The organism is Pseudomonas sp. W5-01 (assembly GCF_046540435.1).
Lineage (GTDB): Bacteria > Pseudomonadota > Gammaproteobacteria > Pseudomonadales > Pseudomonadaceae > Aquipseudomonas > Aquipseudomonas graminis_B.
Map to the genome: position 1 here is coordinate 692,115 of NZ_JAXCIP010000001.1, position 19,412 is coordinate 711,526.

At 59.7% G+C, this 19,412-nt stretch carries 19 protein-coding genes and 1 pseudogene; 6 read left to right on the forward strand and 14 right to left on the reverse strand.

Features of this window, described 5'->3' with window-relative positions; translation table 11 throughout:
- Window positions 1–52 precede the first annotated feature (52 nt).
- The 3 genes and pseudogenes from SLW75_RS02995 to SLW75_RS03005 all read right to left on the reverse strand — a co-directional run.
- Window positions 53–739, reverse strand: coding sequence for an HNH endonuclease (locus tag SLW75_RS02995; protein ID WP_410933492.1), 687 nt, complete (start codon window positions 737–739; stop codon window positions 53–55).
- Window positions 736–2,214 (reverse strand): AAA family ATPase, encoded by a 1,479-nt coding sequence (locus SLW75_RS03000; protein ID WP_410933493.1) that lies wholly within the window; start codon window positions 2,212–2,214, stop codon window positions 736–738. The genes SLW75_RS02995 and SLW75_RS03000 overlap by 4 nt, the downstream gene beginning before the upstream one ends.
- 447 nt (window positions 2,215–2,661) lie before the next feature.
- Window positions 2,662–2,853, reverse strand: a pseudogene (locus SLW75_RS03005) (integrase); the annotation flags it as partial.
- 683 nt (window positions 2,854–3,536) lie between these two features.
- Between SLW75_RS03005 and SLW75_RS03010 the strand changes: the two are divergent.
- Together SLW75_RS03010 and SLW75_RS03015 are read left to right on the forward strand one after the other, a co-directional pair.
- A complete protein-coding gene (locus SLW75_RS03010; RefSeq protein ID WP_410933494.1) occupies window positions 3,537–4,091 on the forward strand; it encodes a S24 family peptidase in 555 nt (184 codons plus the stop codon).
- 187 nt (window positions 4,092–4,278) lie between these two features.
- Window positions 4,279–5,445: a hypothetical protein gene (locus tag SLW75_RS03015; RefSeq protein ID WP_410933495.1), complete on the forward strand. Its 1,167-nt coding sequence runs from the start codon at window positions 4,279–4,281 to the stop codon at window positions 5,443–5,445.
- Window positions 5,446–5,996: 551 nt separating this feature from the next.
- On the opposite strand, the gene SLW75_RS03020 is transcribed toward SLW75_RS03015, so the two are convergent.
- From SLW75_RS03020 to SLW75_RS03050, 7 genes are all read right to left on the reverse strand, one after another.
- The gene (locus SLW75_RS03020; RefSeq protein WP_410933496.1) at window positions 5,997–8,663 is read right to left on the reverse strand and encodes an excinuclease ABC subunit A; all 2,667 of its coding nucleotides are present in this window, start codon (window positions 8,661–8,663) and stop codon (window positions 5,997–5,999) included.
- Window positions 8,664–8,699: 36 nt separating this feature from the next.
- Window positions 8,700–8,873, reverse strand: coding sequence for a hypothetical protein (locus tag SLW75_RS03025; RefSeq protein ID WP_167355806.1), 174 nt, complete (start codon window positions 8,871–8,873; stop codon window positions 8,700–8,702).
- Window positions 8,870–9,940: a DNA topoisomerase IB gene (locus SLW75_RS03030; RefSeq protein ID WP_065990497.1), complete on the reverse strand. Its 1,071-nt coding sequence runs from the start codon at window positions 9,938–9,940 to the stop codon at window positions 8,870–8,872. The genes SLW75_RS03025 and SLW75_RS03030 overlap by 4 nt, the downstream gene beginning before the upstream one ends.
- Before the next feature lie 101 nt (window positions 9,941–10,041).
- Window positions 10,042–11,130: a molybdenum ABC transporter ATP-binding protein gene (gene modC, locus SLW75_RS03035; RefSeq protein WP_410933497.1), complete on the reverse strand. Its 1,089-nt coding sequence runs from the start codon at window positions 11,128–11,130 to the stop codon at window positions 10,042–10,044.
- Window positions 11,127–11,813 (reverse strand): molybdate ABC transporter permease subunit, encoded by a 687-nt coding sequence (gene modB, locus SLW75_RS03040; RefSeq protein WP_410933498.1) that lies wholly within the window; start codon window positions 11,811–11,813, stop codon window positions 11,127–11,129. Before modB ends, modC begins: the two co-directional genes overlap by 4 nt.
- Window positions 11,814–12,581 carry a molybdate ABC transporter substrate-binding protein gene (gene modA, locus SLW75_RS03045; protein WP_410933499.1) on the reverse strand — a complete coding sequence of 256 codons (768 nt, stop codon included), beginning with the start codon at window positions 12,579–12,581 and terminating at the stop codon, window positions 11,814–11,816. It lies immediately after the preceding gene.
- 149 nt (window positions 12,582–12,730) lie between these two features.
- Window positions 12,731–13,807 (reverse strand): NAD(P)H-dependent flavin oxidoreductase, encoded by a 1,077-nt coding sequence (locus SLW75_RS03050; RefSeq protein ID WP_410933500.1) that lies wholly within the window; start codon window positions 13,805–13,807, stop codon window positions 12,731–12,733.
- A 92-nt stretch (window positions 13,808–13,899) separates the two neighbouring features.
- Between SLW75_RS03050 and SLW75_RS03055 the strand changes: the two genes are divergently transcribed.
- Window positions 13,900–14,538, forward strand: coding sequence for a TetR/AcrR family transcriptional regulator (locus tag SLW75_RS03055; RefSeq protein WP_410933501.1), 639 nt, complete (start codon window positions 13,900–13,902; stop codon window positions 14,536–14,538).
- Window positions 14,539–14,587: 49 nt separating this feature from the next.
- Window positions 14,588–15,571 carry an MDR family oxidoreductase gene (locus SLW75_RS03060; RefSeq protein WP_410933502.1) on the forward strand — a complete coding sequence of 328 codons (984 nt, stop codon included), beginning with the start codon at window positions 14,588–14,590 and terminating at the stop codon, window positions 15,569–15,571.
- Here SLW75_RS03060 and SLW75_RS03065 read toward each other — a convergent pair whose 3' ends face one another.
- Both SLW75_RS03065 and SLW75_RS03070 read right to left on the reverse strand, forming a co-directional pair.
- On the reverse strand, window positions 15,572–16,015 hold the full coding sequence (locus SLW75_RS03065) for an RES family NAD+ phosphorylase (protein ID WP_410933503.1): 444 nt from the start codon (window positions 16,013–16,015) through the stop codon (window positions 15,572–15,574).
- On the reverse strand, window positions 16,015–16,464 hold the full coding sequence (locus SLW75_RS03070; protein WP_244160384.1) for an antitoxin Xre/MbcA/ParS toxin-binding domain-containing protein: 450 nt from the start codon (window positions 16,462–16,464) through the stop codon (window positions 16,015–16,017). Before SLW75_RS03070 ends, SLW75_RS03065 begins: the two co-directional genes overlap by 1 nt.
- Window positions 16,465–16,735: 271 nt before the next feature.
- On the opposite strand from SLW75_RS03070, the gene SLW75_RS03075 reads away from it, so the two are divergent.
- Window positions 16,736–17,008, forward strand: coding sequence for a CopG family ribbon-helix-helix protein (locus SLW75_RS03075; RefSeq protein ID WP_065990867.1), 273 nt, complete (start codon window positions 16,736–16,738; stop codon window positions 17,006–17,008).
- Entirely contained in the window at window positions 17,008–17,283 is a 276-nt protein-coding gene (locus SLW75_RS03080) for a type II toxin-antitoxin system RelE/ParE family toxin (RefSeq protein ID WP_065990514.1), read from the forward strand. Before SLW75_RS03075 ends, SLW75_RS03080 begins: the two co-directional genes overlap by 1 nt.
- A 56-nt stretch (window positions 17,284–17,339) precedes the next feature.
- Here SLW75_RS03080 and ada read toward each other — a convergent pair whose 3' ends face one another.
- Window positions 17,340–18,437, reverse strand: coding sequence for a bifunctional DNA-binding transcriptional regulator/O6-methylguanine-DNA methyltransferase Ada (gene ada / locus SLW75_RS03085; RefSeq protein WP_410933504.1), 1,098 nt, complete (start codon window positions 18,435–18,437; stop codon window positions 17,340–17,342).
- 107 nt (window positions 18,438–18,544) lie between these two features.
- Window positions 18,545–19,408, reverse strand: a complete 864-nt coding sequence (copD, locus tag SLW75_RS03090; protein WP_410933505.1) for a copper homeostasis membrane protein CopD — start codon at window positions 19,406–19,408, stop codon at window positions 18,545–18,547.
- Between the last annotated feature and the right edge of the window lie 4 nt (window positions 19,409–19,412).

Here is a 19,412-nt window from a genome sequence, read left to right on the forward strand (position 1 = left end):
GATTGCTTGAGCATCTCGCCGCAGAAGGTCTCATTGCGGACATTAATGGTCCTTAAACATGGCCGCCAGCTCTAGCTTTGAGAGTCCAGTCACTCTCGAAACAGTCTCGAGCAGTTCCGACGTGAGCTTCGACTAGCCGACGGCGCATATCTGAATCATCATGAAAGGCAGCAATCCAGATACTGAAGAATCCCGACTCCTTAGCCGCGATGACCAACAAATCTCGAAAATCCCCATTGTCGTTACGCTTCAAACTGTCGCGCATGAGCTGAGCAAGCTGCCACTTCTCCTCCCGTTCCAAATAGCGCTTATCTCGGCCGGCAGGCTGTTTTTCGGCAGGCTGGCCCGGATGGCGATCCAATCCTACAAGATCTATCAAAGCAGCCGCTTTTGGTGCAATCTTAGCATCTAAAGTTAGTGAAGGTTCCACTATTCCCCCTGCTCTGTATTCGATAGCTGCTAGGGTGTTGTCTTTGTCCGGCCAAAGAAAGTCCTGATCATTTGTTGGTTTATCATGCTTCGTTGAATTGCAGTTAACGCAACCAAGAAGAAAGTTGGACCAATCAGTCTCGCGCGCAACGTCGGCACTCTTTGGTGATACATGCTCTACAGCTAGAAGTGCAGGGAAGCGACGTTCGCAATAACTACAATAGCAGCCAAAGCTGTCTTCTAGATCACCAATCGCCTCCTGATACTTGCCATATGAATTAGGTGCGGTGCCCCGTTTTATAGGCCTCACCGAGCTTTACCTTCCATCGCGAGGATCTTAAGCAAGGCATGCAAGGCAGTGTCCGAGGTGAATGGTTCGCTCGCCTCCCGGTATGACTTCTCAGCCGCGCGCAACTCAGCTGGATTTACCTGGTCCACATCATCCGCTCGCATCTCAAGAAGTTCAAAGTACCGTTTCGCCGCAATGCTTAATGTTTCAGCCCGAACACTACGTTGAGGTTGGGGTACTCCTTGAATATTCTCTGCAATATCTTCGAGGCTATTTCCTCCTCCCAAGAGTCCAGCTGAGGAATGCGGTTCGATGAATGTAATCCGCTGGCGACTGGCTGCTTGAATGACAAACGGCGAGTGAGTGGTAGCAATGAACTGGCAGTTGGAAAACAGGTCTTCCAGAGCTGGGACGATACGGCGTTGCCACTTAGGATGAAGATGAACGTCGATTTCATCAATAAGGATAATCGCCTCGCCTTCTCCGAATTCATCGCTGGGGTGGCTCACCGATAGCTGCCTAGCAATGTCAACGAACAATGAAAAAAGCCGCTGTTCACCGTCGGAAAGCTGCTTTAGACTCATCGTGCCGATTTCGCGTTTTATCATGATCCGCGGAGTAAGCTTAACCTCCAATGCATATGATCGCAGGAGCTCCCGAGTGGCTTCTGAGGTTCGCATACCTTGCCAAATCTCACGCAAATTGGGCAGATTAATGTCGTTGCGTGTGCGCTCCTGAGTCTCTGTGTTAAGAATTATCTTTGCCTGGTCTGGCCAATCAAAATGTCGGTTTCGCTTCCGTGCCCAGCCCTCCTGGAATTTACGCATAGCAAAAAGTCTAGCCTGCTTGAGAGTTGCCTCATCTAGGGCCGGACCCTTTTCAACCCCATCGAAGGAAACGAAGGAGCAATCATAGGGTTCGAAGTGCCAATAGAAGGTATTCATGTCAGGAGAGAATGTAGAAAGTACTTTGCTAACAAAATCTCTGACTGACCGGCTGTTTCCAAACTTGCGCTCATTTGCTACAGTTGGCCCCTGAGATAAATCTCTCTCGGTTTCGTACAGGAACTCTTCATTGCTGCGGAACTGATCAGTTTTGACCTCCCGGACCGGATTTTTCCGTTTTATTTTCATCGCGGAACAAATCGCTTCGTTGGATGAGTAGAGCAGAATCAATGGCAGAGTCCCTCGCCGAGCTGAGCGACGAGCACGCTCCCAAAGCGTCTTCTGAAACTTAAACTCCTCAACCTTGTTCTTTGCGGACCAAATCACCGCGCTCACTTCAGCCTGACTTGAACGCAGTCGAACATCATCGTCTTCCAGCCTTGGGCGCCGCCCCAGTTGCTGTGTGCTGCCCAAAGCCGCGAGCAAGCCGCGAAGGATCGTTGTCTTGCCGGCCCCATTCTCACCTACGAGCAAGTTGAAGCCGGGTTCAAATTCGAATGTCCGTCGGTCGAATTGCCGAACATTCGTCAACGTCAGACTGTGTAGATGCATAGGGTTAGTAGGTCTCAAATTTGCGGAGTATCGGGAATTCCGTGAAGACGTTCATTTCGCTCCAGGCGTGACCGAGGGTGCGTCAATCTTACCGAACGCCCTACCAACTGCCTACGGTTCGTCGCCTGACCTTGAGAAAAGGTGGATCTGGTCGCTGGATGTGGAGATAGGAGATAGGAGATAGGAGATAGACATCGTTCCGCAATTCAATTGCACACCTTGAAAACAAAAGGCTGCACGGACGAAGAAAAACGCATATTGAGGAACGGAAAATAGCCTAACCTATTGAAAGCTATAGTTTTAACTCTGGACTTAAAATCCGTCGTCCGAAAGGATGTGCCGGTTCGACTCCGGCTCGGGGTACCATTCAAAATCAGGCGCTTACGGAGCAATCCGAAGCGCCTTTTTTGTCGCTAAATTTCCGCAATCGAGAATTCTTTCCGCAATTCACTTCGTTGGCGTGATTTTCTTGCCCCTCCGCTTCCTGATGTAATGCTCCGTCATGGCGACGGTGGTGTGTCCCAGCTGGTCTTTCGCTTGCAGGATGTCACCACTGCTTTCTGCCTTGTCCGTGCCTGCTTTGGCGCGAAGATCCCTCATCTGGAAGTCAGCCTTTGGCACGCCCGTAGCCTTCCTAGCATCATTGCGGAGGATGGCTGGTCATCGCCGCGCCTTCTTAGACAATCCTACGTAAGCCTCATTCTCAAATACGGCAGCGAGCCGAAAAACACCGGTGAATACCAGTTCACGTTCACATCTGAACAAATGGGGTCCATTGAAAATGCCGAGGAGCATTATCGCCACGTATTCGTTTGCTGAGTGCTCGTCGAGGAGCAAGAAATATGCGGGTTGCAAGCAGCCGAACTACATCGCCTGATCACTGCGAGGCAGGACTCCACAAATGTGGACGAGGAATCTTTCCAAGTGCTCATGACTGCCACAGACGGCGGTAGGCTCCGTGCATATACAAACGCGGCGGGACGGCGCGGTGTGCCAGCGCTCGACCCTTTGGCGATCCCAAGAAGCCGTTACCCGCATTTCTGTTTGAGTGAACCACTCGGCTGACTGTCGACCTGCCCAACGCTTGAACGACTTAGCCATACAATGGAGCTGATGGCGCCGGCGCTCGCAGTTTCCGTCACACCATAGAGCCCTGTCGGCCGCATGCAGCTGGCGAGTGAGTTCGTACTTGAATGCCGAAAACTCGCACGTAAAGCTTCTGCGACAGGCTGCACCGGTGTTGACCGCAATTGAAGCGCGTAGTTAACAGTGAGCATATACAACATCAGCAAGTGAAGTCTTCCCGCGTACCGCGCCGCCAGATGGGCGTTGCCGTAACGAAAGATCTACTCAGAAAGATCCCGCCGTCCAAAGGTGACGTGCAGATCGTCGATGCTCAATGCTCCGTCCTTGGCCGCATTACCCCGGAAGCCTTCATCTTGAACCGCGTCGGCCACGCGCGAGACGCTCTGCCGACGCTTTTGGATGCCAGCGTGACGAGCATGGGTACCCAGGAGCGGGTTGTTCCGGCATCGAGCAGGTCGAGGAGGCGTCCTACTTCCAGTCTCGGTGGTGCCGCTTTGTGTGGCGACATGGCGGCTGACCACTTGGACATTTTGCTGGATGAGCTCCTGAGGGTCCGCACGCGTTTCCCTTACCTTGGGAACGTTGAGTACGACAGCATGGAAGGGGTGGGCATGCTATTTGGTGATTTGCTGATCATGGACAAGCGGATAGACGCCAGAGCCGGGCAGGTCATCATGGGCGTAGTCAATCAGCAACCGCTGGTCAAGGATCTCGCCTTCGAGGGTATTAGCCCAGTTTTGCGTTCGGTCAACCGTAAGTATCCCGAACGCTTCGTCATGAAAGCTGACTAGTTCGACATTTGGGGGGTGGTCAGACACAACATTCGCGGTTACGCGCATAATTGAAACTGCTTCAGAAGACCTGCACTCTCAGAGTCCTTCGCGTGCTTTATGGCGAAATGCTATGGTATGGCGTGAGTGGGGCTTTAGGCCCTCAAATCAATCAACATCCTCGGATCCGCGCGTGACAGGTATTAAAATGAAAGATCCATTAGTAATTTGCGAGCAGTACATAAATAAAATCCAAGGCTTATTGGGCAGGTTGTTGGACGAAATAAAAGGCAAGAGCATCGCGCGGTATGATCGTGAAAATCTAAACGGTGTAGAAACAAATTATAAATATTATGTACAGCATGCAGCACAGAGAGATATTGAGTCGGCTGTCTCCAGCGCTAAAGCCATAGCCATCCATGCGGAGGGTTTAGGGCGTGGTCTTTCAGAAAGAACTGACTCTGTAGAAGTCCTTGACTTGGCGACTCAAATTCTGACTGCAGCTTCTGAATTTTCTAAGCGAATTGACACAGATGCGGAGTTCTCTTTACCTTATACACTGGCAACAGGCGGCGCTGATAGCTATCCAGTTCATGAGGTTCTCAGTACCTCGGAAAAAGCTGTTATAGAAATGGAAGCAAAGCTCCGATCTGACATCGAGAACTTCCAGAGATCTATTGAGAAAGGGTACTCAGATATTAGCGATATTAGAAAGAAAAGCTCTAATGAGTCCAACAATTTTTCCGAAAGTCTTTTGAATCTCACTCGTGATCTAGAAACAGTGCGCGATTATGTGGACTCTATCAAAAAAAGTGTGACGGAGGAGATAAATAAAGCTGCCAAAATTTCGGATGATGCTGCGAAACGCAGCAATGATGTGGATGCGCAAATTAATGACCTATTGGGCCAAAACGCGTCGAAGGTGTTACTCATTGATTATGCAAACACTGCGGAAAAGGAAGGAGCAAGTGCTGACAGGATGCGTGGGTGGTCTTTGGTCTGTATGGCAACATCGGGGCTAGTTGTGTGCATTGCCCTGTATCAGACGTTGAGTGGAGAGCTAGATTGGAGGCAGTTGTTGCTGAAAGCATTTGCTGCGTTAGCGCTGTCGATACCCGCAGCCTATCTTGCTAGGGAATCATCGAGACACCGGGCTCAACAACATTCTAACAGACGGATATCTTTGGATTTGAGAGCGATGACCCCTTATCTTGCTTCCTTGCCAAGCGATGAGCAGAACAAGATCAAGTCAGAGGTGGCGTCTAAGATATTTGGTATGCAGGCAGATGGGGTAGCGGCATCTTCAGATAATTATCCGGTGAATTTTCAAGAGTTAGCTAAGTTATTGATAGAAAAGATTCCTTCAAAATCGTAAAGCTCAGAATAGTTATATTTCCCAAGCGTGCGCATGTTCAGCAGAGTAGACACGTCCATGTTGCGGGCCTCTTCTGGAGGCCCCCGGGTGAGTTGACTTGCTTGAGTCTTATCTAATGCGGTGTTGCCAGATATCAAAACTAGTATGTGCGCTTACTCATCGGTTATAGCGAACGTCAGAAGTTAGTGGCGGCGAGGGCGCGGTGAAGTTCGATGAAATCGACAGACTGTAATTGTTTTCGAGCTGACAAAATACAGCCCGAGCTCAAAAAATCCGTCAGTCTATATCAGACAGTATTCCTAGAACTGTATGCAGATGCTTTTCTCTTACAGCAGAGGCGGTCAATCCAGCAGAAGGCAGGGTGGGAAATCTTTCCTCAATTCGCTAAGACCCCTTGCAAACAGCGGACTGCGCGGACGAAGAAAAAGATAAACTGAGGAAGCGGAAGTTACTCAACGTATTGAAGAACAAGGATATGACGGCTTGACCCCTGCTCGGGATACCGATAAAAAAATAAGCACTTGAGGTCAACACTCAAGTGCCTATTGGTCTTACCCCCTCAATACCTTGCGCAAAAACGGCGCCGTCCGGCTCTCTTCCACGTCGGCAACCTGCTCAGGCGTCCCACACGCCACAACATTCCCGCCCTTGTCCCCAGCGCCCGGGCCGATGTCGATCACCCAGTCACTCTGCGCCACCACGCGCATTTCATGCTCAACCACCACCACGCTGTGCCCTGCATCCACCAACGCATTCAACTGCGTCAGCAGCCGATCCACATCGGTGGGGTGCAGGCCCGTGGTCGGCTCATCGAGCACATACAAGGTGGCGCCGCGTTGACTGCGCTGTAGCTCCGTCGCCAGTTTGATGCGCTGAGCCTCACCGCCGGACAACTCAGTCGCAGGCTGACCCAGACGCAAATAGCCCAGACCAATGTCACGCAGCACCGTCAGCGAGCGGAGAATCCCTGGCTGATCGACGAATACATCCACCGCCTGTTCAACCGTCAGCTGCAACACGTCGGCGATACTCAACCCATTCCACTTGATCGCCAAGGTGTCCGGGTTGTAGCGCGCACCATGGCAGGTCGGGCAGGGCGCGTAGACGCTGGGCATGAACAGCAATTCAACGCTGACAAACCCTTCGCCTTCGCACACCGGGCAACGGCCCTTGGCGACGTTGAACGAGAACTGCCCGGCGTCGTAGCCGGCCTTCTGCGCGTCGGGTGTCGCGGCGAACAGTTTGCGTACGTTGTCGAACAGCCCGGTGTAGGTCGCCAGGTTGGAACGCGGGGTGCGGCCGATGGGTTTCTGGTCAACCTGCACCAGCCGCTTGACCGCGCTCATTCCGCCGGCGATGTGCCCGCCGGTGGGTTGCGGCGCATCGTCTTCCAGGCTGGATTCTTCCGCCTCGGCCTCCACAACCGGGCGTCCCAATTCGGCGCCCACCAGCTCCAGCAATGCCTGGCTGACCAGGCTGGATTTGCCCGAACCGGAGATGCCGGTCACCGAGGTGAAGCAGCCCAGCGGAAATTCAGCGCTCAGTGAATTGAGATTGTTGCGGGTAATGCCTTCCAGGCGCAGCCAGTCGGTCGGCTGCCTTCTTGCCGAACTCAGTGCGGAATGCTCGGCGAACAGATGACGGCCCGTTTGCGAGGATTCGATCTCGGCCAAACCTGCGGGAGGACCGCTGTACAGCACGTGCCCGCCATGCTCGCCGGCAGCAGGGCCGACGTCGATCAGCCAGTCGGCGCGGCGCATGGTTTCCAGGTCATGCTCGACGACGAACAGCGAGTTGCCGGAAGCCTTCAGCTGCTGCAACGCCGTGAACAGCGCTTCGCTGTCGGCCGGGTGCAGGCCCGCCGACGGCTCGTCCAGCACGTAGATCACGCCGAACAGTTGCGAGCCCAATTGCGTCGCCAGGCGCAGGCGCTGCAGTTCACCGGATGACAGCGACGGCGTGCTGCGGTCCAGCGCCAGGTAGCCGAGCCCCAGTTCGGTGAGGGTGCTGACCCGCGCCAGCAAGTCCTGCGCGATGCGTTGGGCGGCGAGGCGCTTCTCGACAGACAGGTTCGGTGTCGCGCGCACATCGGGGGCTGCGTCGTGGGCCGAGCCGCCTGCAGTGACCCGCTTCTTTTTCGCCTTGGCCATCTGCTCGCGATCCAGCACAGCGCTGCCGCGATCTTCATTTTCAAAAATGCCCGCAGCCACCGGACGCAACACTTCAGCCAGCCGCAGCAGCGGCATCTGCGCCAATTCGCCGATATCGAGGCCGGCAAACGTCACCGACAGGGCCTCGCGCTTCAGGCGTTTGCCATCGCACAACGGGCAGGGGCTGCCGCGCATGAAACGCGACACGCGTTTTTTCATCAACGCGCTCTGGGTGGTGGCAAAGGTGTGCTGCACGTAGCGGCGGGCACCGGTGAAGGTGCCCTGATAACTGGGTTCGAGTTTGCGCTTGATCGCCAGACGGGTTTCTTCCGGGGTCAGGCCTCCATATACCGGCACGTTGGGCTGTTCGTCGGTGAACAGAATCCAGTCACGATCCTTTTTCGGCAGGTCACGCCACGGGGTGTCGACGTCGTAACCCAGGGTCACGAGGATGTCGCGCTGGTTCTGGCCACCCCACGCCAGGGGCCATGCGGCGATCGCGCGTTGGCGGATGGTCAAAGAGTCGTCCGGGACCATCAGCTCTTCAGGAATCTCATAGACCCGGCCCAGGCCGTGACACTCGGGGCAGGCGCCCTGGGGCAGGTTCGGCGAAAAATCTTCGGCATAGAGCATCGGTTGCCCCGGCGGATAGGTGCCGGCGCGGGAATAGAGCATGCGGATCAGGCTGGACAGGGTGGTCACGCTGCCGACCGATGAGCGCGTGCTCGGCGTCCCTCGTTGCTGCTGCAGCGCGACGGCAGGCGGTAGGCCTTCGATGGAGTCAACGTCGGGCACGCCCACCTGATCGATGAGGCGTCGGGCGTAGGGCGCGACGGATTCGAAATAGCGGCGTTGGGCTTCGGCGTAGAGGGTGGAGAAGGCCAGCGATGATTTGCCCGACCCCGACACGCCGGTGAACACCACCAGTGCGTCGCGGGGGATATCGACGTCCACGTTCTTGAGGTTGTGCTCGCGGGCGCCGCGCACCCGGACAAATCCGGGGCGGTCGGCATCGACGGTGAAGGAAGAAGGGCGGTCGTCGTCTGGCAGGTGCGGCGGTGTGGTCATGGGTGAGGCCTTTGAATCCTGGAAAGCGGGAGCGGTTTACTCGGCGAGGGGCACTTTGGGGGTGTGCCCGGCGTCGTCGTGATCACCGCCGGTCAGCGGCTCGTCTTCACGCACGTCATCGGTGCGCTCCCGATCATCGGCCACGTCAGCCGGGCGTGCGTCCGGGTCATTGAGTTTTTCGCCGGGAATATGAGCGTTGTGGGTGGTCATGCTGTTTCTCCTGTCAGTTCTTCAGATGCTTCACGAATGACCTCGGCGGCCTGCAGGCCCTGGAGGAAGCCGGCCAGCGCCACTTCCTCCAGACGCAGGCCCTTGCGCTGGCGAATGCGCGGCAGCTTGGACAGTTCGCCCATCGCGAAGGCTTCCAGCACGGCCGGGTGGATGTAGCACTTGCGGCAGACCGCTGGGGTATTGCCCAGCAGCCGCGCGACCTCCTTAACCATGGACACGACGTGTTTCTTCGCGTCCGCCTCCGGCTCCCAGTGCAGCTTGCGCAGGGTCGCCAGTGCCATCGCGCTGCCGGCCCAGGTGCGGTAGTCCTTGGCGGTGAAGTCGGCGCCGGTGAGGGTGTGCAAGTACTGGTTAATGTCGTGGGAGGAAACGGTATGCCGCTGGCCGTCGTCATCCAGGTACTGGAACAGGTTCTGGCCGGGCAATTCCATGCAGCGCTTGATGATGGTCGCCAAGCGTCGGTCAGTGACGCTGAGCCGGTGCTCGACGCCGCTCTTGCCACGAAACTCGAAGTAGATCTTGCTGCCCTTCACGTCGACGTGTTTGTTGCGCAGCGTGGTCAGGCCGTAGGACCGGTTATCCCGGGCGTACTGACTGTTGCCGATACGGATCAGCGTCTGGTCGAGCAACGACAGCACCGCCGCCATGACCTTCTCGCGGCCCATGCCGGGTTTGGCCAGCTGCGCTTCCAGCTGCTTGCGCACTTTGGGCAGCGCCTGGCCGAAGGCGATCATCCGCGAGTATTTGTTCTCGTCGCGGATTTCGCGCCAGCGCGGGTGATAGCGGTACTGCTTGCGTCCGCGAGCGTCGCGGCCGGTGGCTTGCAGATGGCCCTGGCGGTCGGCACAGATCCACACGTCGGTGTACGCCGGTGGGATCACCAGCGCGTTGATGCGTTTGATCACGTCCTCGTCGCGGATGCGCTGGCCGTCGGTGTCGAAGTAGGCGAACTTGCCGCGCAGAATCTTGCGGGTAAATCCGGGCTGGCTGTCGTCGACGTAATGCAGATCTTTGGGCAGGTCTTCGCTGTGGATTGTGTCCGGCATGAAAGGCAGTCCTGAATGCGGGTCTTTTTGCATTGACCGTGGCGCTGCGCAGTCGTGCCGACTAATTGCATACCTGATGAATGGGACGGGTGATTGCTCGCCTACGCCAGCAGCGCGACTGATTTGATCTGCGCCCACAGCGTCTGCCCAGGCGCCAGCTGCAGCTGATCCCTGGAGTAGCGGGTGATCCGCGCCAGCAGCGGCGAGCCGTCGGCATCCAGGCGGACCAGCACATGGGCGGTGTTGTCGGCGGCGATCTCTTCGATGACGGTCACCGGCAGGCGATTGAGAATGCTGCTTTGAGCATCGGGTTGCAGGCTCAGGCTCACATCCCGCGCCTGTACTTTAAGGCGCAGGGGTTTGCCGGGCAGCAACGCGGAATGGGCGACGCGGATACTCAGTTCGCTGCGCGGCAAACGGACGGTGATGAGTTGATAGGCCGCATCGTACGCCTGCACGCTTCCCTCGATCACCACGCCCGCGTCGTCGCCCATCGCCAGCGGCAGATCCAGCCGCGCCAGTGTTTCGCCGATGGGGCCGCTGGCCAGCGCTTTCCCATCGCTGAGCAGCACCAGATGATCAGCCAGACGCGCCACTTCATCCTGAGCGTGACTCACGTAAATCACCGGAATATCCAGCTCGTCGTGGAGGCGTTCGAGGTACGGCAGGATTTCGTTTTTGCGTTGGGCATCCAGCGCCGCCAGGGGTTCGTCCATCAGCAACAGGCGCGGGCTGGTCAGCAACGCGCGGGCGATCCCGACCCGTTGACGCTCGCCGCCGGACAGCCTATCGGGCGCGCGCTGGAGCAAATGATCGATGCCCAGCAGCGAGGTCGCCTGCTGCAACGTAATACGCCTGTCGCGCTCGGGGATGCGCTTGAGGCCAAAGCGCAGATTGCCCTCGACATCGAGGTGCGGAAAAAGGCTGGCTTCCTGAAACACGTAGCCCAATGGACGTTTGTGCGGGGGCAGAAAGACGTTGTTGGCGCTGTCCTGCCAGACCTCGCCGTTGACGCGGATATAGCCGTCGGCCGCCTTTTCCAGCCCGGCGATGCAACGCAGGCAGGTGGTTTTGCCGGAGCCGGAATGGCCATACAGCGCCGAGACGCCGCGACCGGGCAAGTGGAGGTCGACGTCGAGAACGAACTCGGCGTAATTCACCTGCAGCCGCACTTCAATCTTCGCACTCATGCGCCGCTCCACGCCGAACGCGCCTTGCCGCTGGAATACAGCACCAGCAGCACCACAAAGGAAAACACCAGCATCGCCCCAGCCAGCCAATGGGCCTGGGCGTATTCCATGGCTTCGACATGGTTGTAGATTTGCGTGGACACGACGCGGGTTCTCTCCGGGATATTGCCGCCGATCATCAGCACCACGCCAAACTCACCCACGGTGTGGGCGAAGCCCAGAATCGCCCCGGTGATAAAGCCGGGGCGCGCCAGCGGCAGGATCACCGAGAAGAACGTGTCCCAGGGACTAGCGCGCAGCGTGGCCGCCACTTCAAGGGGGCGAGGACCGATGGCGACGAAGGCGTTCTGCAAGGGCTGCACCACGAACGGCAGGGAATACAGCACCGAGCCGATCACCAACCCGCTGAAACTGAAGGTCAACGTGCCGAGCCCCAGGCTCTGGGTCAGCTCCCCGACCGCGCCGTTCGGCCCGAGCAACAGCAGCAGATAAAAGCCGATCACCGTGGGTGGCAGCACCAGAGGCAGGGCCACGATCGCGCCGATGGGGCCTTTCAGCCATGAGCGGGTGCGCGCCAGCCACAGCGCGATGGGCGTGCCGACGATCAGCAGAATCACAGTGGTCAGGGACGCCAGTTTCAGCGTCAGCCAGATGGCCGCGAGGTCGGCACTGCCCAGCAGCATTTACAGCTGGTACCCGTAGGATTTGATGATGGCGGCGGCTTTCGGGCCTTTGAGGTAGTCCATCAGCGCCTTGGCGGCGGCGTTGTCTTTGCCCTTGTTGAGGATCACCGCGTCCTGCTTGATGGGTTCATGGAGGTTGGCGGGCACGATCCACGCCGAGCCGCCGGTCAGCTTGCCGTCCTTGAACACCTGGGAGAGGGCGACGAAACCCAGTTCCGCGTTGCCGGTCTGCACGAACTGATAGGCCTGGGCGATGCTCTGGCCTTCGACGATCTTGCTTTTGGTCGAGTCAGTCAGGCCCAGTTTGTCCAGGGTCTGGGTGGCAGCGAGGCCATAGGGCGCGGCTTTCGGGTTGGCAATGGACAGGTGTTCGAATTTGCCGTCCTTGAGCACTTGACCCTTGTCGTCCACATAGCCGTCTTTGGCCGACCACAGCGCCAAAGTGCCCACCGCGTAGGTAAAGCGCGAGCCTTTCACCGTCTCGTTTTCGCTCTCCAGTTTGGCCGGGGTGGTGTCATCGGCGGCGAGAAACACTTCGAACGGCGCGCCATTTTTGATCTGGGTGTAGAACTGGCCGGTCGCGCCGAAAGAAGCGACCAACTTGTGACCGGTGTCTTTTTCGAAGTCCTGGGCGATGGCCTGGATCGGCGCCGTGAAGTTGGCGGCAACGGCCACTTGGACCTCATCGGCGAACGCTGTGCCCGATGACAGCGCGGCACAGGCGATGACCAATGCAGTCAGGGTGAAGCGGTTTGAAACTGCGCGCATGTAGAGGCTCCGGGCTAGCAAACGTAATGAGGAGGAACGCCAACCGGACGCCGGTCAAACGCTATGCAGCGAAATATATAGCGACTATCCTCCGCGCGGAAGCCGGATCGTGCCGTGCTCCGTTTTAAATCGACGTCTGTATCATCGGCTCAGCGCCCGGCCAGCCGCTCAAGGGCGCCGATGGCCAGCGTCCGGGTGAGTTCTTCTGCGGACAGCGAGTGCTTGATGCCCACCGCCTGACCCGCCCAAAGATTCATGAAGCCGTCGTCGCCACGGGCTTCGGCTTTGCTGCGCAGGGGCATCAGTGCGCCGCCCGCGGTGGGGAAGGCCGGCGCGGCAGCGGCCATGGGTCCGATCTCTCTCATGATGCGATTGACGATGCCCCGGGCCGGACGACCGGTGAAAATGTTGGTGATGGCGGTCTGGCTGTCCTGAGCGCGGCTCAATGCCGCCTGATGCAGCGCCGAGGCCTTGGCTTCCGGGGTGAACAGGTAGGCGGTGCCCACTAGCACGGCGGAGGCGCCAAGCATGAACGCGGCGGCAATCCCGCGACTGTCGGCAATGCCGCCGGCGGCGATGACCGGAACCGTCACGGCATCGACGATCTGCGGCACCAGCGCCATGGTCCCGACCTGGGTGTGCAACTGATCGCTGAGGAACATCCCGCGATGGCCGCCGGCCTCGTAGCCCATGGCGATGATCGCGTCGCAACCCCGTGCCTCGAGCCACACCGCTTCTTCTACGGTGGTCGCCGAGGAGAGCACCTTCGCACCGGTGGCCTTTACCCGCGCCAGCAAGGCGGGATCGGGCAGACCGAAGTGGAAGCTGACCACTTCAGGTTTCAATTCCTCCACCAGCGCGCAAGCGGCCTCGTCGAAGGGTGCCCGGTTGGACGTGGGCGTTGGCGCATCGAAGTCGGCGCCCAGTTCGTCGTAGTAGGGCTTGAGCAGGTGTTTCCAGTCTGCATCGGCCTGCGGGTCGGCGGGCGGGGTCGAGTGGCAGAAGAAATTCAGGTTGAGCGGCGCATGGGTGCCCGCGCGTATCCGCGCGACTTCCTCTCTAATCTGCGCGCGGGTGAGCATGGCGCAGGGCAGCGAGGGCAGGCCGCCGGCTTTGCCCACCGCGACGGCCATCGCCGAGCCGGATGCACCGGCCATGGGCGCTTGCAGGATGGGCAGTTCGATGTCCAGCAGTTTGAGCAGGCGGGTGTCGGGCCAGGCGATCATCGGCAGAGTCTCCGTAGCGAAAAGGCCGCTGAACAGCGGCGCATGCAAAGTTGCGGTTGATTTAATAGACGCCCGGTCTAATATGCAACCCCATGAACGACATCATTGCAAAACCCAGACGCCCCGGCCGTCCACCGAAAGTGGCACGCCCCGACGACTTCGACACCCGCGAGGCGCTTATCCGCTGCGGCGTTGATCTACTGACCGAGCAGGGCTTCATGGCCACGGGCATCGACGGCATCCTCAAGCGGGTCGGTGTGCCCAAAGGCTCCTTCTATCATTACTTCGCCAGCAAAGAGGTGTTCGGCCTCGCAGTGCTCGACAGCTACGCCGGCTATTTCGCCCGGCGCCTGGACCGCTGGCTGCTGGATGAATCGCTCTCGCCGCTGGAACGGCTGGCCGGCTTCGTTCAGGAATCGAAGGTCAATATCGCCCGCCACGATTTTCGGCGGGGCTGCCTTGTGGGCAACATGGGCCAGGAAGTGAGCGTTCTGCCAGCGGGCTTCCGTGAGGCGCTGGAGAAGGTTTTCCTCGACTGGCAGGCGCGCCTGACAGTGTGCTTCAAAGCGGCGATCGCGGCGGGCGAACTGCCGGCGCGCACCGATTGTTCAGAGCTGGCGGCGTATTTCTGGATCGGCTGGGAGGGCGCCGTGCTGCGGGCTCGACTGGTGCAGAACGAGCAGCCGCTCAACACCTTCATCATCGGATTTCTGCGCGGATTGCCGCGCTGATGTCTTCAGGTCTGGTTATAGACGAGCGGTCTAAATAGGAGTGTGCGGCATGTTCAAAGGCATCCTGATCAATAAAGACGACAACGGTTACCGCGCCGAGCTGACGGACATCGACGACAGTCAGTTGCCCGAAGGCGACGTCACCGTGCGCGTCAGTCACAGCACGCTGAATTACAAAGACGGCCTGGCGATCACCGGCAAGGGCCCGATCGTGCGGCAGTTCCCGATGGTGCCCGGGGTGGACCTGGCCGGCACGGTCGAGGACAGCAGCGACCCGGACTTCAAGCCGGGCGATCAGGTGCTGCTCAATGGCTGGGGCGTCGGCGAAGGGCACTGGGGCGGGCTGGCGCAGAGGGCGCGCTTGCAGGGCAAATGGCTGATCCCGCTGCCAAGCGGCTTCACGCCGGCACAGGCCATGGCCATCGGCACGGCGGGCTATACGGCGATGCTGGCGATCATGGCGCTGGAGAAAAACGGCGTCACGCCGGACAAGGGCGATGTGCTGGTGACTGGCGCCAACGGCGGTGTCGGCAGTTTCGCCATCGCGCTGCTGGCAAAACTCGGTTATCGCGTCGTGGCCTCTACCGGCCGCTTGAGCGAGAGCGATTACCTGACCTCTCTCGGCGCCGCAGAAATCATCGACCGCGCCACCCTTGCCGAGCCCGGCCGCCCGTTGGCGAAGGAGCGCTGGGCCGGGGCGATCGATTCGGTGGGCAGCCACACCCTCGCCAACATCTGCGCCAGCACCTGCTATTGGGGCACGGTGGCGACCTGCGGTCTGGCCCAGGGGATGGACTTTCCGGCGTCGGTGGCGCCCTTCATTCTGCGCGGCGTGACCCTCGCAGGCATCGACAGCGTCATGCGCCCGCGCCAGGACCGCATCGACGCCTGGGCGCGTCTGGCCCGGGATCTTGATGTGTCGCTGCTGCCGCTGATCAGCCGCGAGATCGGCTTGGGTGAGGTGATTGAGGCCGCGCACCGGCTCATGGACGGTCAGGTGCGCGGGCGCATCGTGGTCGATACCCAGCGCTGATCAGCCGCAGGTGAAGGGGCGCACCTCGAGCACCCTGACCTGCGCCATGGCGGGGTGCCGAGGATTGAGCAGCAGGTTGCGCGTATGGGTGATGGTCGCGGACGGCACGATCAGACCAAGTTGCTCGCGCCGCTCCAGCCAGGCGCTGCCGAAATCCATGCTGGGGCGGTCCGCCGGCGTGACGTCCCAACCGGGCGGCAGCTGGGCGAGGGTAGGCTGCCAATACAGCCCCGGGTCATCCGGCAACTGCAAGTGAACGAGCTGAAAGCCCGGCTGCGGCAGGCTCGCACATTGAATGAGCGTGTCCAGGGCGCAGCCTGACGCGCTCAGCGCCAGGTAAACGGCCGGCTGGTCGGCGTGATTCCAGCGCCCGCCGAACTGCGCGGCGCCCAGGCCGGACAGATCGTTCGCGGCACTGTCCTTGCTGATCCTCCAGGCCTGCATCAGACGACCCCGCCATGCTGCAGTGCGCTGAGCACGCGACGTGCCTGGCGCGCGCCGATCTCGGTTTCGCAGAGGGCGATGGGTGTCTGGCCGTTGAGTGCGCGGTTGGAGGCAACCATCCAGCGGCGGGCGGTGTTCTGGTCTTCGAAGAGTTCGGCGGCGTGGGTGGCGAGGGCGGCAACCCGATCAAGGCGCTCGGAGCCGACGATGTCCAGCGGTCGTTGCTGACGCTGGCGGCGTTCCAGGGTCGAGACCGAGGTCGCCAGCAAGGCTTCGAGCTGACTGTTGCTGAGGCGGAAGGCATTGCGCAGCACCTTGACCCAGCCGGGCGGGAAGCCCGAGCGGATGTAGTCCAGTCGTTCGGTTTCGTTGCGTGCATTGAGCTGGTCGGCGATCAACCAGAATGAGGGGGCGTTGTCGGTTATCGCTGCTTGAAGAGTCGAAGGCACGTCCATGCTCCTTGTGAGATCCGGTGCAGGGACCTTACGCCGCTGTCAGGGTTTCTCAAGCGAGAAGCTGTTACCGGCGTTTGCATGCCGGGCGCCTTTTGCATGCCCGGCTTCTTTTGTATGCCTGGCTTCTTTTGTAGGACCGGCTTTAGCCGGGAAGCTTCTAGCGGATGGCGTACAGGGCATTCCGACACCTGACTCTACTCTTGACGACTTTTAATGACTCACTATGATTAACTTTGAATCACTCTTTAATCAGGACTCTCCCAACATGGCAAACCCCGCAAAGACCCGATCGGTGACGGCTCACGTTCCTGAGGCGTTGGCACAGAAAGTCGATTTGATGGCAGAGCGTCTGGAACGCTCCAAAAACTGGATCGTCAAACAGGCTCTTTCCGCCTGGATAGATCAGGAAGAAGAGCGGAGTCGCCTGACTCGCGAGGCATTGGCTGACGTTGATGCTGGCCGGGTAATTGATCACCAAGCCGTTCAGGCCTGGGCTGATAGCCTTGGCACCGACACGCCGTTGCCGGTCCCGCGCTGATGGAATTGAAGTGGACAAGCAAAGCGCTTTCCGACATTGCCCGACTGTATGAGTTTCTTGCAGCGGTCAATCAGCCAGCCGCCGCACGAACCGTGCAGCAACTCACGACAGCACCGACTACGTTACTCGCCAACCCACGCATAGGCGAACGCTTGGAAGAATTCGAGCCGAGGGATGTGCGCAGAATCCAGATCGGCTGTTACGAGATGCGCTACGAGATAGCGAATTCCACAATCTATTTGCTGCGTCTGTGGCACACCCGCGAGGATCGATAGCATTACGAAAGCAGCGAAACTGACGTTTGAGCTGCGCTGAAACCGATCAAAACAGCTCAGCGTGAATACTGTGATTCCTTTTCTTGACCCTCACGAGTGAGCAACGCCTGCTTGCGCTCCACCCCCCAGCGATAGCCCGACAACGCGCCATCGCTGCGCACCACGCGGTGACAGGGAATCGCCACGGCAATGCGGTTTGCCCCGCAGGCCAAGGCGACCGCGCGGCTGGCGGTCGGCGCGCCGATCCGTTGGGCGATCTGCGCGTAGCTGGCGGTCGTGCCCGGCGGGATCTGCGCCAGGGCCTGCCAGACTCGCTGCTGAAAAGCGGTGCCTTGCAAATCCAGCGGCAGGTTCAGGCCCAGCTTCGGCGCTTCGATAAACCCCACCACCTCCGCCATCAGCCGCTCGAACTCCGCGTCGCCGCCGATCAGCGTGGCGCTGTGGAACTGATCCTGCAGGTCTTGCACCAGTCGATTGGGGTCATCGCCGAGCAGAATAGCGCACACGCCCTTGGCGCTCTGAGCCACCAGAATCGCACCGAGAAAGCACTCGCCGACGGCAAAACGGATCTCCAGCGCCGCGCCGCCCTTGCGGTAGTCGGTGGGGCGCATGCCCAGCAGTCCGGCGCTGGCCTCGTAGAAACGGCTGTTGGAATTGAAACCGGCGTCGTACAGGGCGTCGGTGATACGCCCGCTGTCGGTCAGCTTGTGGCGTACCTTGTCGGCGCGGTAGGCGTTGGCGTAGCCCTTGGGTGTCAGGCCGGTGACGGCTTTGAAGACGCGGTGGAAATGCCAGGGGCTCATGGACGCGTGGGCAGCGAGCTCGGCGAGGGTCGGCAACAACTCCGCGTCGGCGATCAGACGACAGGCGCCAGCGACCACGGCGGCGTGCTGCTCAGCAAGGCCGGTGCGGTCGGCGGCGGCGCGCTTGCTGGGGCGAAACCCGGCGGCTTCGGCCTCGGTGGCACTGTCAAAGAACACCACGTTTTCCGGGCGTGGCAAGCGTGCGCTGCTGCTCGGGCGGCAGTACACCCCCGTCGTGCGCACGCCGTAGACGAACTGCCCGTCGGCGCTGACGTCCCGGGACACCACGGCGTTCCAGCGCGGGTCGAGCTCGACGGGTTGGGTGGACGGATTACTCGGCTGGCGGCTCATTTCGGCGGCTCTCTGACGGTTCACTGGACTGTACGTTAGCCGCAGTGATGGAAGGCGACACTCCGAGTCTTGCGTTCAAACTTTTGCCTTCAGGCCAACCTGTTCAATCAGCCCAGCATCGGCGGCAAGGTGCCGAGCAACGACACCGCCGCCAGCGCACCCGCACCAAACAGGCCTTCCAGCAATACGCTCAGCCGCAGCCGCGCCATCGGCAAATCAGCGGCCTGGGCCAACTGCCGGTTCAGCGCTGCCAGCACCAGCATCCCCGCAACCATCGTGACTTTAACGGCCAGCACCAGGCCGAACCCGGCAAACGCCGGTTCAGGCCAGAACCCGCCGCTGAGGGCACGAACGTTGATCAGGCCCGTGGCGATGATCACCGCCACCAGCCCGTAGCCGATGCCGCTGAAACGCCGCAACACCAAGGCCAGATCGACACCACCATCAGCCCTCAGCAGCAGGGCCAGCATCAACAGACCGCCGAGCCAGGTGCCGACGCCGAGCAGGTGCAGCATTTGGTTGAGGATCAGCAGCTGGCCTTTCAGACCGTCGAACATGGCGCCGTGACCCACCGGCGCCAGGGTCAGCAGCAACAGCGTGTTGAGGACCAGCAGCGCGCCCGGGTTCACCCGGCGATTGAGGCTGACAACCAGCACGTTCAGCAGCAGATGAACGACCCACACATGACCGAACCAGGTATTGCCCAGCACCAGCCCGACGGTGGACGGATTGATCGCGCCGCTCCAGTCGCTGCTCAGGTAAGCAGCCGTCAGCATCAACCAGGCCATCGCGCTCACCAGCGCGATGGCCGCGAGCCAGCCGAGCGGTCGACTCAGGCGAGGTTCCGCCGGGCTTACCTCAAAAGGCAGCAAATGCCGGCCAAACAACAGGCAGCGGAACGCGCCGGCCCCGAATAGCAACAGCACTGCGCCGAAGTGGATGAACCGGCACAGGATCAGTCCTTCGTGCATGGGG

What these genes read in the sequence shown, in the direction of transcription:
- SLW75_RS03000 (WP_410933493.1), bottom strand. Translation starts at nt 2,214, where the DNA reads ATGCATCTACACAGTCTGACGTTGACGAATGTTCGGCAATTCGACCGA.
- SLW75_RS03025 (WP_167355806.1), bottom strand. Translation starts at nt 8,873, where the DNA reads ATGACCACCCACAACGCTCATATTCCCGGCGAAAAACTCAATGACCCG.
- SLW75_RS03030 (WP_065990497.1), bottom strand. Translation starts at nt 9,940, where the DNA reads ATGCCGGACACAATCCACAGCGAAGACCTGCCCAAAGATCTGCATTAC.
- copD (WP_410933505.1), bottom strand. Translation starts at nt 19,408, where the DNA reads ATGCACGAAGGACTGATCCTGTGCCGGTTCATCCACTTCGGCGCAGTG.
- SLW75_RS03020 (WP_410933496.1), bottom strand. Translation starts at nt 8,663, where the DNA reads ATGACCACACCGCCGCACCTGCCAGACGACGACCGCCCTTCTTCCTTC.
- modB (WP_410933498.1), bottom strand. Translation starts at nt 11,813, where the DNA reads ATGCTGCTGGGCAGTGCCGACCTCGCGGCCATCTGGCTGACGCTGAAA.
- SLW75_RS03015 (WP_410933495.1), top strand. Translation starts at nt 4,279, where the DNA reads ATGAAAGATCCATTAGTAATTTGCGAGCAGTACATAAATAAAATCCAA.
- SLW75_RS03075 (WP_065990867.1), top strand. Translation starts at nt 16,736, where the DNA reads ATGGCAAACCCCGCAAAGACCCGATCGGTGACGGCTCACGTTCCTGAG.
- SLW75_RS03060 (WP_410933502.1), top strand. Translation starts at nt 14,588, where the DNA reads ATGTTCAAAGGCATCCTGATCAATAAAGACGACAACGGTTACCGCGCC.
- SLW75_RS03065 (WP_410933503.1), bottom strand. Translation starts at nt 16,015, where the DNA reads ATGCAGGCCTGGAGGATCAGCAAGGACAGTGCCGCGAACGATCTGTCC.
- SLW75_RS03080 (WP_065990514.1), top strand. Translation starts at nt 17,008, where the DNA reads ATGGAATTGAAGTGGACAAGCAAAGCGCTTTCCGACATTGCCCGACTG.
- modC (WP_410933497.1), bottom strand. Translation starts at nt 11,130, where the DNA reads ATGAGTGCGAAGATTGAAGTGCGGCTGCAGGTGAATTACGCCGAGTTC.
- SLW75_RS03050 (WP_410933500.1), bottom strand. Translation starts at nt 13,807, where the DNA reads ATGATCGCCTGGCCCGACACCCGCCTGCTCAAACTGCTGGACATCGAA.
- SLW75_RS03010 (WP_410933494.1), top strand. Translation starts at nt 3,537, where the DNA reads ATGGGCGTTGCCGTAACGAAAGATCTACTCAGAAAGATCCCGCCGTCC.
- ada (WP_410933504.1), bottom strand. Translation starts at nt 18,437, where the DNA reads ATGAGCCGCCAGCCGAGTAATCCGTCCACCCAACCCGTCGAGCTCGAC.
- SLW75_RS03055 (WP_410933501.1), top strand. Translation starts at nt 13,900, where the DNA reads ATGAACGACATCATTGCAAAACCCAGACGCCCCGGCCGTCCACCGAAA.
- modA (WP_410933499.1), bottom strand. Translation starts at nt 12,581, where the DNA reads ATGCGCGCAGTTTCAAACCGCTTCACCCTGACTGCATTGGTCATCGCC.